Raw genomic sequence first — 12,812 nt, forward strand, 5'->3', positions numbered from 1 at the left:
TGCCCTTCTGTTCGATGGCGGCGAAGCCGGCGCCGATCTCGACGCCCTTCACCGCGTTGATCGACATCATGGCCGCAGCCAGGTCGCCGTCGAGCTTGCCGTAGATGGGTTCGCCCCAGCCGGGCGGCACGTTGCGGGCGACCACGTCCACGCGGGCGCCGACCGAGTCGCCCGACTTGCGCAGCGCGTCCATGAAGGCCTCGAGTTCGGGCACCTGGGACGCGTCGGGCCAGAAGAAGGGATTGCCTTCGATGGCCGAGGCGTCGAAGCCGCGCGGGCGGAGGTGCGCGAGCTGCGACACGTGGCCCTGCACGGTGATGCCGTACTTTTCCGCCAGCCAGCGCTTGGCCACCACCGCCGCCGCCACCCTCATGGTGGTTTCGCGGGCGGAGCTGCGGCCGCCGCCGCGCGGGTCGCGGACGCCGTACTTTTGCCAGTACGTGTAGTCGGCGTGGCCGGGACGGAACTGCTCGGCAATCTTGGAATAGTCCTTGCTGCGCGCGTCGGTGTTGCGCACCAGCAGGCCGATGGGCGCTCCGGTGGTGCGGCCCTCGTAGACGCCGCTGAGGATCTCGACCTCGTCGGCCTCGTGGCGCTGCGAGGTGTGGCGGCTCTTGCCGGTGGCGCGGCGGTCGAGGTCGGCGCGGAAATCTTCCGGCGCGATGGCGATGCCGGGCGGGCAGCCGTCGATCACGCAGCCAATGGCCGGCCCGTGGCTTTCGCCGAAGGTGGTGACTCGCAGCAGTCGGCCGAAGCTGTTGTCACTCATGCCCGGTCAGACCCGCCTGGCGTCGGCCAGCGCCTTGATGCGGGCGTGGTGCTCGACCAGGTCGCTGCGCTCGACCACGAAGATGCCCATCTGCCCAACCTTGAACTCCACCCAGGCGAACGGCACCTCCGGCAGGAGCGCCGCCAGCGCGTGCTCGCTCTCGCCCACTTCGCAGATCAGCAGGCCGTTTTCCGACAGGTGGCGCGGCGCATCGCGCAGGATTTCCAGCGCCAGGTCCAGGCCATCGTCGCCGGCGCGCAGACCCATCTCCGGCTCGTGCGAATACTCGGGCGGCAGCGCGTCGGTTTCGGCGTGCGTGACATACGGCGGGTTGGTGACGATGAGGTCATACACCTCGCCGTCGAGGTTGCGGAACAGGTCCGAGTGCACCAGGCGCACGTTGCCGGTTTCAAGCCGTTCAATGTTTTCGCGCGCCAGCGTCAGGGCGTCTTCGCTCAAGTCGGCCGCGTCCACCTGCCAGTGCGGGTGGTAGTGCGCGGTGGCGATGGCGATGCAGCCCGAGCCGGTGCACATGTCCAGCGCGCGATGGACCTCGCGGCCGCCCAGCCAGGGTTCGAAGCCGGACTCGATCAACTCGGCGATGGGCGAGCGGGGCACCAGTGCGCGCGGATCGGTCTTGAAGCTCAGCCCGGCGAACCAGGCCTCGCCCGTGAGGTAGCAGGCCGGTATGCGTTCCTTGATGCGGCGCTCGAACAGCGCCAGCACGGCCTTTTTCTCTTCGGCCACCAGGCGGGCCTGGCCGTAGGCCGGGCCCAGGTCGGGCGGCAGGTGCAGGGCAAACAGCACCAGCTGGGTGGCCTCGTCCAGGGCGTTGTCGTGGCTGTGGCCGAAACTCAGGCCCGCAGCGCCGAAGCGGCTGGTGCCGTAGCGGATGAAGTCAACGATGGTGGCAAGTTCGGCCGGCATGTTCTTGAAATCCCTTGCAATGCGCTGAGTATAGCCGCGCGCCGGCTATAATTGCCTCCCGCCCCTGCCGTCGGAACCGCCGTGTTCAACCGCACCACCCTGCTCATCCTCGTGGCCGCACTGGCGGCCGGGCTCGGCCTGTGGGCCGCCCAGGTCATGTTCGGGCCACAGCGCGCGGCCTCTGCGCCGGCGCCGGTGGAAGGTCCCGCCGTGGACCCGGCCACCATGAAAACCGTGCGCCTGTTCCCGCAGCTGCGCGCCGTGCCCGACTTCGCGCTCGAACAGTCCGATGGCACGGCGCTGTCGGCCAAAGAGCTCCAGGGCCGGTGGACGATCGTGTTCTTCGGATTCACCCACTGCCCCGACATCTGCCCGACCACGCTGTCGGAGCTGGCGCAGGTGCAGAAACTCTGGCTCGACCTGGACCCGGCCCTTCGGCCACAGGTGCTGTTCGTGTCGGTGGACCCGGAGCGCGACACGCCGGCGAAAACCGGTGACTACGCGGCCTACTTCAACCCCGACACGCTCGCCGCCACCCTGCCCGAACCGGCGCTGCAGGCCTTCGCCAACAGCCTGGGCATGGTTTACATGAAGGTGCCCACCGAGGCGGGCGACTACACCATGGACCACTCCACGGCCCTGGTGCTGCTGGACCCGCGCGGCCGCCAGGCCGGCATCGTCCGCCCGCCCTTCGTGCCCGCCGACATCGCGGCGGACCTGATTGCCCTGTCGAAGGCCACCCCATGAGCCCCAAGGTGATGCTGCAGTACCTGCTGCCACACCGCCTGCTGTCGCGGCTGGCCTACGGCGTGGCGCGCACGCGAACCCCCTGGTTCAAGAACTGGCTGATCCAGCTGGTGGTGCGCAAGTTCAACGTGGACATGGCCGACGCGGCCGACCCGGTGCCGACCAACTACCTGCACTTCAACGCTTTTTTCACCCGCGCACTCAAGCCCGGCGTGCGCCCAGCGGACCCCGATGCCTCGGCGCTGGTGATGCCGGCCGACGGCAAGATCAGCCAGGCCGGGCGCATCGAGGCCGGCCGCATCTTCCAGGCCAAGGGCCAGTCCTTCACCGCCGCCGAGCTGCTGGGCAACGAGGCGATGGCGGCACCCTATGCCGACGGCTGGTTCGCCAACATCTACCTGTCCCCGCGCGACTACCACCGGGTGCACATGCCCTGGTCGGGCACGCTGGTGGAAACCCTGCATGTGCCGGGCCGCCTGTTCACCGTCTCACCCTGGGGCGTGCAGGCCATTCCCCGGCTGTTCGCGCGCAACGAGCGCCTGGTGTGCCACTTCGAAACCGAGTTCGGACCGATGTGTTCGGTGATGGTCGGCGCGCTGCTGGTGTCGGGCGTGGAATCGGTATGGAACGGCGAGGAAATTCCGCCCTACGCGCACCGCCCGGTGCGCCGCGACTGGCGCGGCCAGGGCATCACCCTGGACCGCTGCGCGGAGATGGCGCGATTCAACTACGGCTCCACCGTCGTCCTGCTGTTCCCCCGCGACGCCGTGCAGCTGGACAGCTTCGCCACCGAAACCCTCACCCGCGTGGGCCAGCGCCTCGGCCAGGTCCACCGCGCCTGACCCAGTGGGAAGCCAACACGCCATCCGCCTTTTCCAGACCGTCGAGCATGCCTGCGGGTATTGGCCCGAACGGCTGGCGCGCGACCTCATCGTCGACCCGACCGACCCGCAGCTGCCGTCCGTTTTCGCGCGCGCCCTGGCCATGGGCTTCCGGCGCTCGGGCGGCCATGTCTACCGTCCGTACTGCAACGGCTGTCGCGACTGCATCTCGGTGCGCATCCCGGTGGAAACCTTCCGGGCCAGCCGCAGCCAGCGACGCTGCCTGGCCCGCAACGCCGACCTGCAGGTAGGCGTGGCGCCGGCGGTGCGTACGGCGGAAAACTTCGCCCTGTACCGTCGCTATCTCGACACCCGCCACGTGGGCGGCGGCATGGACAAGCCCGGGCCCGAAAACTTCGATGCCTTCCTGGCGTGCGCATGGAGCCCGACCGACTTCATGGAATTCCGGCTGGAGGGCGAGCTGGTGGCCGTGGCGGTCACCGACGCGGTTCCCGATGCACTTTCCGCGGTGTACACCTTCTTCGCCCCCGAGCACGCCCATCGCAGCCTGGGCGGGTTCGCCATCCTGCAGCAGGTGCAGCGGGCGCGCGACGAGGGGCGCCGGCACGTGTACCTGGGGTTCTGGCTGGACGCCCACCCAAAGATGGCCTACAAGCGCGAATACCGCCCACTGGAGTTCCTGGATGGAACGCAGTGGCGGCCCATGCCGGCATGAGCCCGGGCACTGACGCGACCGGGGGCTTGAGGCACAATCGCGTCCATGCGAATTCCCCTTCTTACCGCGGCCTTCCTGGCCCTGTGGCTGGCCGGCTGCCAAAGCGCCACTGATGCCCGGCCCGCCGCCAGCGCCCCACCGGTGACCGCCGCCATGCCCCTGCGCTTTGCCACCTTCAACACGTCGCTGTACGACGAAACGCACGGCGGGCTGATCGCACGCCTGGACGAGGGTGACGAGGACGCGCGCCGGATCGCCGCGACCATCCAGCACCTGCGCCCGGACGTGCTGCTTCTCAACGAATTCGACTACGACCCGGCGGGCCGGGCGGCGACGCTCTTCCAGCAGCGCTACCTCGGCGTGGGTCAGTTGGGCGAACAGGCCATCACCTACCCCTACCGCTACCTGGCCGAAGTGAACACCGGCGTGCCCAGCGGCCTGGACCTGGACCAGGACGGGCGCATCGGTGGCGAAGGCCGCTTCCACGGCAACGACGCCTGGGGCTACGGCCTGCATCCCGGGCAGTACGGCATGCTGGTGCTGTCCAGGCACCCCATCGATGCCGACGCCGTTCGCACTTTCCGCCTGCTGCGCTGGAGCACGATGCCCCGCGCGCTCGAACCCAGGCATCCCGACGGCCGCGCGTTTTATCCGGCCGACGTCTGGTCGAAGCTGCGCCTGAGTTCGAAGTCGCACTGGGACGTGCCGATCGACACGCCGCTGGGCCGCATCCATCTGCTGGCGGCGCATCCCACGCCGCCGGTGTTCGACGGCCCCGAGCGCCGCAATGCCGCGCGCAACCACGACGAGATCAGGCTTTGGGCGGAGTACGTCACGCCCGGCGACAAGCCGTGGCTTTGCGACGACGCCGGCCGCTGCGGCGGGCTGGATGCGGATGCGCGCTTCGTCATCGCGGGCGACTACAACGCCGACCCCGCCGACGGCGGCAGCCTGCCCGGCACCATCCACCAGCTGCTGGAGCACGCGCGTGTGGTGCGCTACGCCACGCCGCGCAGCGACGGCGCCGCAGCCGATGCCGCGACGAGCCCGGGCAATGCCTCGCATAAATCCAGCCCAGCGCACGACACCGCGTCTTTCGGCCCGCGCAACGGCAATTTCCGCGTGGACTACGTGCTGCCGTCGGTGGGCCTGCCGGTGCAGGCAAGCGGCGTGTTCTGGCCGCGTCCTGGTGAAACGGGCGCCGCATGGCTGGACGCCACCGACCACCGCCTGGTCTGGGTGGACCTCGCCACCCCGGAGTGAGCCGGGGCGGCGCGCCGCCTCAAACCAATGAAACCTTCATCGCCGCCGCCGCGCGGCGCGCCTTGGCGCGTGCGCTGTCCACGTCAACGTCCCGCGCCAGGGTCACGGCCACGCGCCGGTGCCCTTCCACGCGCGGCTTGCCGAACAGCCGCAGCGCGGTATCGGGCTCCACGAGGGCCGCGTCCACGTGATGGAATTCGGGCACGCCGTGCCCGGTGGCCAACACCGCACACGATGCCGAAGGCCCGAGGGTGGCGATGTTGGGAATAGGCAAGCCCAGGATGGCGCGCGCGTGCAGGGCGAACTGGCTGAGCTCCTGCGACACCAACGTTACCAGGCCGGTGTCGTGCGGGCGCGGCGAGACTTCACTGAACCACACGTCGTCGCCACGCACGAACAGCTCCACCCCGAACACGCCCCAGCCGCCCAGGTCGTCGGTGATGCGGCGCGCGATGTCGCGCGAACGCTGCAGTGCCAGCGCCGACATCGGCTGCGGCATCCAGCTTTCGCGGTAGTCGCCGTCCACCTGCAGGTGGCCAATCGGGTCGCAGTAGCTGGTGCCGTCGCGATGGCGCACGGTCAGCAGGGTGATTTCGTAGTCGAACGCCACGAAGCCCTCGACGATGCAGCGCCCCTGCCCGGCCCGGCCACCGGTCTGGGCATGTTGCCAGGCCGCGTCCACCTGGTCGGGCGTGCGCACCGTGCTTTGGCCCTTGCCCGACGACGACATCACCGGCTTGACCACGCAGGGCAAGCCGATGGTGGCGATGGCGGCCAGGTACTGCTCGTGGGTGTCCACGAAGCGGTACGGCGAGGTCGGCAGTTCCAGGGTTTCGGCAGCGAGTCGGCGGATGCCTTCGCGGTCCATCGTCAGGCGCGCGGCGCGTGCGGTGGGCACCACGTGCAGGCCGTGGTCCGACTCGAGCTCCACCAGGGTCTGGGTGTGGATGGCCTCGATTTCAGGCACCACCAGGTCGGGCTTTTCGTGTGCGACCAGGTCGCGCAGGGCGGCGGGGTCGAGCATGTTCAAGGTGTGGCTGCGATGCGCCACCTGCATGGCCGGGGCGTTGTCGTAGCGGTCGGCCGCGATCACTTCCACGCCCAGCCGCTGCAGCTCGATCGCCACCTCCTTGCCCAACTCCCCCGAACCCAGCAGCAACACGCGGCGCGACCGCGGCGAAAGGGGCGTGCCCAGGGTGATGGAGCGGGAGTCGGTCATGGCGTTGGCGGCGCTGGCGTGGAAGAGGGTTGGCCATTGTAGCCAGTCCGCCCGGCCGCTCCCGGCGGTTCTGCGGCCGCGAGGTTTCTGGCATGCTGGGCCGTCAAGGAAGCCTCGCCCATGCAACGGATCCTGCTGTCCCTCGCCCTGCTGTTGTCCGACCCCAGCCTTGCCGCGCGCTGGGGCAGCCCGGAACTCGCTGGCCTGGTGACCCACGAGGCCATGGACGAAATCAGCGGCCTGGCGGCTTCGCGCACGCACCCGGGGCGCTACTGGGCCATCAACGACAGCGGCAACACCGCCCAGCTGCACTTGATGGATGACCGCGGGCGGCACCAGGCCAGCGTGGACGTGGTGGGCGCGAAGAACGTCGACTGGGAAGACCTGGCGTCGTTCGAACTCGACGGCCGGAACTACCTGCTGGTCTCCGACACCGGCGACAACGGTGGCATCCGCCAGGACCTGGCGCTGCACGTCTTCGAAGAACCCAGCGACCTCACCGGGCCCGCCACCCTGGCCTGGACCGTGCGCTTCCGCTGGCCCGACGGCCCGCGCGACTGCGAGGCGGCGGCCGTGGACCCGGTGCGGGGCGAAATACTGCTGGTGTCCAAGAAGCGCGTGCCGGCCCAACTGTTCCGGGTGCCGCTGAAGAACGACGGCAGCGAGGCGGTCGCCGAGAAGCTGGGCACCCTGTCCGGCATCCAACAGCCCGATGCGGGCGACCTGGCGCGAAGCCCGCTGTACGGCCGCTACCGCGCCCAGATCACCGCCGCCGACCTGAGCCCCAACGGCCGCGTGCTGGCGGTGCTGAGCTACCGGTCGATCCATTTCCTGGTGCGCGGCCGCGATGAAAGCTGGAAGCGGGCCCTGGCCGCCAGCCTGCCCCACCTGAGCCTTCCCTGGATCCCCCAGGCCGAGGCGCTGGCGTTTTCACTCGACGGGCAGGAAATGTTCATCGCCAGCGAGCAGCTGCCTTCACCCCTGTTCCGCTACCGGGTTGAAATGAAGGCCAAGGCGGCCGACTGAGCGGCTGCACCGCCCCATCCGGCGCACCTGACGTTCGGCCCATTGCAGACTGATATCATTGTGATATCTTCCGATTACCACTCGGGAGATCCACCATGAAAGAACAGTCCTTGCGCTCCATCTCCGGCATTCCCACCCTGATCGGCCTGCTGCTGGCCGGTGTCGGCATCGTCTCCGTCTTCGTCATGGGCATCCGCGACCAGTCCGCCTGGCTCATCGTCGCCGGGCTGCTGCTCGGCGTGGCCTGGCTGTTCGCCGTCGCCGGCTTTTACATGGTCGAACCCAACCAGGCGGCGGTGCAGAGCCTGTTCGGCAAGTACATCGGCACCGTGAAGGACCAGGGCCTGCGCTGGAACAACCCCTTCTACTCGGCCAAGAAGATCAGCCTGCGCGTGCGCAACTTCGAAAGCGGCAAGCTCAAGGTCAACGACCTGGACGGCAGCCCGATCGAAATCGGCGCCGTGGTGGTGTGGCAGGTGGTGGACTCGGCCGAGGCCGTCTACAACGTGGACGACTACGAAAGCTTCGTGCACATCCAGTCCGAGGCCGCCCTGCGCGCCATGGCCACCAGCTATCCCTACGACCAGCACGAGGACGGCACCATCGCCCTGCGCAGCCACGCCGCCGAGATCGCCAAGCACCTCACCGAGGAAATCCAGGAGCGCCTGGCCCAGGCCGGCGTGCACGTGTCCGAAGCGCGCATCAGCCACCTGGCCTACGCCCCGGAAATCGCCCAGGCCATGCTGCAGCGCCAGCAGGCCGGGGCCATCATCGCCGCCCGCACCCGCATCGTCGAAGGCGCGGTGAGCATGGTGGAGATGGCGCTCGAGCAGCTCTCGGCCCGCAAGGTCGTGGACCTGGACCCGGAACGCCGCGCGGTGATGGTCAGCAACCTGCTGGTGGTGCTGTGCGGCGAGCGCGGCACGCAGCCGATCGTCAACGCCGGCTCGATCTACTGAGTCCGCCATGGACACGATGCTGATCGGTGGCATGGTCGCGGTATTCAGCGCCTTGCCCGGCCTGGGGCTGGGCCTGGCGCTGCTGATGGGCAAGTGGCGTCCCGCGTCGCTTGCCAATTCCGGGAATCCGGATCGCATGCGGGTCGCGCTCGGAACCTACCTGATCGCCGTGGATGCACTGGTGCTGCTGCTGGGAATCGGCGTGATGGTGCTGCCCGAGGCGCGAGTGATTTCCATGGTGCCCTATGCGGTTGGCGCCGTCGTGCTGGTTTCCACGCTGGGAATGTTGCCCCTTCTGCGGGCGGCCAGGGCCTGACCGGTGGCGGAGAAAAAAGCCTACCCGCTGCGCATCAACGCCGACGTGCTGGAGGCCATCCAGCGCTGGGCCGACGATGAGCTGCGATCGGTGAACGCCCAGATCGAATACGTCCTGCGCGACGCCCTGCGCAAAGGCGGCCGTCTTCGCGCGCCCGACTCCGATGAGGAACCCCAGTCATGAACAGCGAACGACGACTCGCCCTTTCACCGCTCGGCAAGGCACCCGTCGTGCTGGCGGTGCTGTTTGCCGCGGTGCTGCCGATCATCATCGCCGTCGTCGCGGTGCTGCAGGTGGACCGCGGCGCGCTGTCGCCGGTGGTGATGCTGGCGGTGCAGGGCCTGGTGGCCCTGCTGACGCTGGGCCTGGTGCTGCCGCTGTGGCGCCGGCAGGCCACGTTCGACGGCAGGCATCTGCGGGTCAAGGCGACCTACTACACCCGCAGCGCGCCCGTGTCGGACTTCGCGCTCGACCAGGCCCGCGTGGTGGACCTGCGCGAGCACACCGAGCTCAAACCCCTGCTCAAGACCAACGGCGTGGGCATGCCCGGCCTCATGGCCGGCCATTTCCGGCTTCGCGACCGGCGCAAGGCTTTCTGCCTGGTCACCGACCCGGCCAAGGTGCTGGCCCTGCCGCACGCCGACGGCCGGATATGGCTGCTGGGCCTGGAGCATCCGCAGGCCGTGCTCGACATCCTGCGGCGCCCGCCCGCCTGACATCTTCCCGTCGCATTCCCCGCACAGAGTGCCGCCATGGCCATAGCCATCAGTCTTTTCGCCGTCTTCATCTCGCTTTTCGTCGTGATGATGATCCTCAAGCGCGGTTCGGCCAGCACGAAAGCAAAGTCTCGCCAGGATGGCTCCACGACGTCGGTGGGCGGCGACGACGCGGGCGGGTCGCGCAAAGGTGCCGCCGACAGTGGCGGCCAGGACGGCGGCGGTGATGGCGGCGGCGACTGATCGCTTCCCGGCGCCCCCTTCGCGCCGCTAAGCTGGCAACATGCGCGCCCTCGACTGGCACCTCAGCAACAGCACCCTCGTGGAGGCCTGGCCGGCACGCCTGCTGCGCGCCCGCGCCTCGGCAGATGCACGCGCGATGGCGCGGGCCGACTGGGTGTTCCGTCGTAAGCGCGATGGCCGCTTCCTGGCCGCCCTGGGCGGCGGCCGCCTGCACGCGCTGGTGCCCGGGCTGGGCCGTGAGCCGGGGCTGGGCGAAGCGCTGTCGGCGCTGGAAATTCCCTCCGAGCGCGCGGGCGTGGCCCTGCATCTTCCGCTGGACGGGCTGGTAGAACGCCTGCAGCTGCTGGGCCTGGACGAAGGCTACGGGGAGAGCACCGGCCTGGCGCTGTTCGCCGAGCCCTGCCGGCTGGAGTTCGCCGGCCTCGACCGCTACCGCCGCGTGCTGTGGCTGCTGGCGCCGGCCGCGCAGGCCTGGCGCCGCATGCGCGTGGCCGCGCTGGCCGACGGCATCGCGCTGCAGGCTATCTCGGGTTACCGCAGCCACGATTACCAGCTGGGCATCTTCGAGCGCAAGCTGGCCCGCGGCCTGTCGGTGGACGAAATACTGACGGTGAACGCCGCGCCCGGCTTCAGCGAACACCATGGCGGCGTGGCCCTGGACATCGGTGCCCCGGGCGAACCGCCGGCGGAAGAAAGCTTCGAGGCCACGACGGCCTTCGCCTGGCTACAGGCCCGTGCGGGTGAATTCGGCTTCGCCATGAGTTACCCGCGCGACAACCCGCACGGCATCACCTACGAACCTTGGCACTGGCGCTGGCATAGCGCGGCCTGAGCCGCTGCGGTCAATCCTGCGAACGCTTCACGGCCGGCCTGGCCGGCGCCGCGCCGTCGGCAATACGCCAGAGGTACAGGCCCGCCAGCGTCCGGTAAGGCCCCCACTTTTCGCCGCGCTCGGCCAAGGCCCTGGGCTTGGGCATCTCGTCGAGTTTGTCCAGCAGCTGGGCGCCCTTGCGCACGCCCAGGTCGTCCACCGGCAGCACGTCGGGACGGCCCAGGTGGAACATCAGCATCATCTCCACCGTCCAGCGGCCGATGCCGCGCACGGCCGTGAGCCGCTCGATGATCTCGAGGTCATGCAGGCCGGCCATCTCGCGCGACGAGGGAATTTCGCCGACCGCGGCGCGGGCCGCCAGGTCGCGCAGCGCCAGCGTCTTGTTGCCCGACACGCCGCAGGCGCGCAGCGCGGCGTCGTCCACCCGGCACAGGGTGTCGGCATGCAGCTTCTTCGCATCGATGGCCACTTCCACGCGCCCGACGATGGTGGCCGCGGCCTTGCCCGACAGCTGCTGGTAGAGGATGGCGCGCGCCAGCGAGTCGGTGGTGTCGAAGGGTTTGCGCCACGCCGCGGCCACGTCCAGCGGGCCGATGCGCTCGATCCAGCGGCCCAGCTTGCGGTCGCGCCTGGCCAGGTGGGCGGCGGCCATTTCCAGATCGAATCCGCGAACGTAGCGCGCCATGCTGACGGCTCAGCGACGAAGCGCGTCGACGGCCAGCGCCAGCCAGCCCAGCATCATCAGCATGCCGCCGGTCGGGGCCAGCACGGTGGGCGCCGACAGGAACACCGCGGCCAACAGGCTGCCTGAGAACAGCAGCACGCCCAGCGCCAGGCCGCACAGCGCGGCCGTGCGCAGCCGGGCACCGGCGGCGGGCGCCAGCAGCAGCAGCGCAACACCGTGCCCGAAGCCGAACAGCGCGGCCAATCCGACCCGCCGCGCCGCATCGCCGTCCAGGCCATGCGACGCATACGCGCCCAGGCCCACCGACACCGCGCAGGCCAGCGCGCCGAATGCCGCCAGTGCGCGCAGCAGGCGGCTCATCGGGTGCCGTCGAGGTAGTCGTTACGCGAGCGCATCAGCGCCTGCGCCTGCTCGGCGGGCAGCAGGAACTGACGACCGGCGAATGACTGCCGCCACGCATCCACCTGGGTCCGCAGGTCGGCCAGGCGGCGTTCGGACGGCGCGGCCTTGGCGGCGTCGACGCCAGCGCTGTCGGCGGCGGCACCGTCCGGTTCCACGCCGGGCGCTGCCGGCGGCTTGGCGAACCACGCCGCCGCGCGGTCTTCATCCAGCTCCACGGCCAACCGCGCCCAGGTGCCTGCATCCTGCGGCCAGGCGGCCACGGTGATGCGCAGGCCGTCCAGCGTTTCGAACACCGCCGTCTGGGTTGCCGCGGCGCCGGTGTCCTTGGCCACGTCGTCCAGCGGCAGCTGTTGGGTGAACTGCGCCGTGGTGTTGCCGGCGTCGGGGTCGGCCATCGCGTTGGGCGACAGGCCGTCGAGGCTGAAGCGATCGTCCACGCGCGACAGAACGAACGCCCGCCCCTTCGCGGGCGTGACGCGAATCAGGTCAATCCGCGCCATCGGCAGGTCCAGCAGGCGGCGGTCGAGCCAGTCGGGTGCGCTGCGCGCCGGGGCGATGTCCTCGTCCAGGAGCCAGGCCTGCGCCTGGTCGCCCAGGCGCACATAGCTGCCGCCCAGCGTGGGATGGTTGTTGCCCACGGTGACCCGGACGGGCTCGCCGGCGCCGCCCGACAGCACCAGCTGCGTGCCCTTGGCATCGGCGGCGGAAACGTCTTCAACGCCCAGGCGCGCATGGCGCCCCGGATCGGCGGTCTTGGCTTCGATGCGACGCACCTGGCCCAGCCGGAAAAGGGCGCTGCCCACTTCGCGCTGGTTGGCCGGCCAGCCGTCGCGATCGGGCATGAGCCATTGGCCGTCGCGCTTTTCGATCGACACCAGCGGGTTGGCGCCGGCGCCCAACACCTCGATGCGGTCGACGGCGTCCACGCGCCCGGCGAACCCGGGCAAGGCGATCGTTTCCGACACCGCGTCGCCCTGCGCCTGGCGCTCGACCAGCCACCAGGCCAGGCCCGAGGCCAGCAGCACGCCCAGCGCCAGCAGCAGCAGGGTCCGCGCGCGCATGGTTCAGGCCACCGCCGCGCGGCGGCGCTGCCAGCGACGCCAGGCCACCAGCAGCGCCACCAGCACCACCAGCAGCGGCATGCCCAAGAT

General features: G+C 69.9%; 17 protein-coding genes. 11 read left to right on the forward strand and 6 right to left on the reverse strand.

Going from position 1 to position 12,812, the window contains the following annotated elements; genetic code table 11:
* Both aroC and prmB read right to left on the reverse strand, forming a co-directional pair.
* A partial coding sequence (gene aroC, locus K0M70_RS01895) for a chorismate synthase (RefSeq protein WP_290778545.1) occupies positions 1-769 on the reverse strand: 769 nt, incomplete at its 3' end.
* A gap of 6 nt (positions 770-775) precedes the next feature.
* The gene (gene prmB, locus K0M70_RS01900) at positions 776-1,696 is read right to left on the reverse strand and encodes a 50S ribosomal protein L3 N(5)-glutamine methyltransferase (RefSeq protein WP_290778549.1); all 921 of its coding nucleotides are present in this window, start codon (positions 1,694-1,696) and stop codon (positions 776-778) included.
* Positions 1,697-1,777: 81 nt separating this feature from the next.
* Here prmB and K0M70_RS01905 point away from each other — a divergent pair, with 81 nt between their 5' ends.
* Genes K0M70_RS01905 through K0M70_RS01920 form a run of 4 tightly spaced genes read left to right on the forward strand, consistent with a single transcriptional unit; the run spans position 1,778 to position 5,263 of the window.
* The gene (locus K0M70_RS01905; RefSeq protein WP_290778552.1) at positions 1,778-2,443 is read left to right on the forward strand and encodes an SCO family protein; all 666 of its coding nucleotides are present in this window, start codon (positions 1,778-1,780) and stop codon (positions 2,441-2,443) included.
* Positions 2,440-3,285: an archaetidylserine decarboxylase gene (gene asd, locus K0M70_RS01910; protein WP_290778555.1), complete on the forward strand. Its 846-nt coding sequence runs from the start codon at positions 2,440-2,442 to the stop codon at positions 3,283-3,285. The genes K0M70_RS01905 and asd overlap by 4 nt, the downstream gene beginning before the upstream one ends.
* Before the next feature lie 4 nt (positions 3,286-3,289).
* On the forward strand, positions 3,290-4,000 hold the full coding sequence (locus tag K0M70_RS01915; RefSeq protein WP_290778558.1) for an arginyltransferase: 711 nt from the start codon (positions 3,290-3,292) through the stop codon (positions 3,998-4,000).
* 45 nt (positions 4,001-4,045) lie between these two features.
* Complete coding sequence (locus tag K0M70_RS01920; protein ID WP_290778561.1) at positions 4,046-5,263, forward strand: endonuclease/exonuclease/phosphatase family protein; 1,218 nt, start codon at positions 4,046-4,048, stop codon at positions 5,261-5,263.
* Between the two features lie 19 nt (positions 5,264-5,282).
* Here K0M70_RS01920 and purT read toward each other — a convergent pair whose 3' ends face one another.
* The gene (gene purT, locus K0M70_RS01925; RefSeq protein ID WP_290778563.1) at positions 5,283-6,482 is read right to left on the reverse strand and encodes a formate-dependent phosphoribosylglycinamide formyltransferase; all 1,200 of its coding nucleotides are present in this window, start codon (positions 6,480-6,482) and stop codon (positions 5,283-5,285) included.
* A 120-nt stretch (positions 6,483-6,602) separates the two neighbouring features.
* Between purT and K0M70_RS01930 the strand changes: the two genes are divergently transcribed.
* The 7 genes from K0M70_RS01930 (at position 6,603) to K0M70_RS01960 (ending at position 10,574) form a co-directional block, all read left to right on the forward strand.
* Positions 6,603-7,508: a hypothetical protein gene (locus K0M70_RS01930; protein ID WP_290778565.1), complete on the forward strand. Its 906-nt coding sequence runs from the start codon at positions 6,603-6,605 to the stop codon at positions 7,506-7,508.
* Between the two features lie 95 nt (positions 7,509-7,603).
* Positions 7,604-8,467: an SPFH domain-containing protein gene (locus K0M70_RS01935; protein WP_290778567.1), complete on the forward strand. Its 864-nt coding sequence runs from the start codon at positions 7,604-7,606 to the stop codon at positions 8,465-8,467.
* A 7-nt stretch (positions 8,468-8,474) separates the two neighbouring features.
* Entirely contained in the window at positions 8,475-8,783 is a 309-nt protein-coding gene (locus K0M70_RS01940; protein ID WP_290778568.1) for a hypothetical protein, read from the forward strand.
* 3 nt (positions 8,784-8,786) lie between these two features.
* Positions 8,787-8,966 carry an Arc family DNA-binding protein gene (locus tag K0M70_RS01945; protein ID WP_290778571.1) on the forward strand — a complete coding sequence of 60 codons (180 nt, stop codon included), beginning with the start codon at positions 8,787-8,789 and terminating at the stop codon, positions 8,964-8,966.
* Positions 8,963-9,499 carry a hypothetical protein gene (locus K0M70_RS01950; RefSeq protein WP_290778573.1) on the forward strand — a complete coding sequence of 179 codons (537 nt, stop codon included), beginning with the start codon at positions 8,963-8,965 and terminating at the stop codon, positions 9,497-9,499. Before K0M70_RS01945 ends, K0M70_RS01950 begins: the two co-directional genes overlap by 4 nt.
* A gap of 36 nt (positions 9,500-9,535) precedes the next feature.
* A complete protein-coding gene (locus K0M70_RS01955; protein ID WP_290778575.1) occupies positions 9,536-9,742 on the forward strand; it encodes a hypothetical protein in 207 nt (68 codons plus the stop codon).
* A 40-nt stretch (positions 9,743-9,782) separates the two neighbouring features.
* On the forward strand, positions 9,783-10,574 hold the full coding sequence (locus tag K0M70_RS01960) for a M15 family metallopeptidase (RefSeq protein ID WP_290778577.1): 792 nt from the start codon (positions 9,783-9,785) through the stop codon (positions 10,572-10,574).
* A gap of 10 nt (positions 10,575-10,584) precedes the next feature.
* On the opposite strand, the gene K0M70_RS01965 is transcribed toward K0M70_RS01960, so the two are convergent.
* From K0M70_RS01965 to K0M70_RS01975, 3 genes are read right to left on the reverse strand one after another with little or no spacing between them, the layout of a single operon-like run.
* On the reverse strand, positions 10,585-11,259 hold the full coding sequence (locus K0M70_RS01965; RefSeq protein ID WP_290778580.1) for a DNA-3-methyladenine glycosylase 2 family protein: 675 nt from the start codon (positions 11,257-11,259) through the stop codon (positions 10,585-10,587).
* 9 nt (positions 11,260-11,268) lie between these two features.
* Positions 11,269-11,619 (reverse strand): DUF423 domain-containing protein, encoded by a 351-nt coding sequence (locus tag K0M70_RS01970; protein WP_290778582.1) that lies wholly within the window; start codon positions 11,617-11,619, stop codon positions 11,269-11,271.
* Complete coding sequence (locus tag K0M70_RS01975) at positions 11,616-12,722, reverse strand: DUF4340 domain-containing protein (protein ID WP_290778585.1); 1,107 nt, start codon at positions 12,720-12,722, stop codon at positions 11,616-11,618. The genes K0M70_RS01970 and K0M70_RS01975 overlap by 4 nt, the downstream gene beginning before the upstream one ends.
* Positions 12,723-12,812 lie beyond the last annotated feature (90 nt).

The sequence above is a fragment of the Arenimonas sp. genome, from assembly GCF_019459675.1.
Classification (GTDB): Bacteria; Pseudomonadota; Gammaproteobacteria; order Xanthomonadales; family Xanthomonadaceae; genus Arenimonas.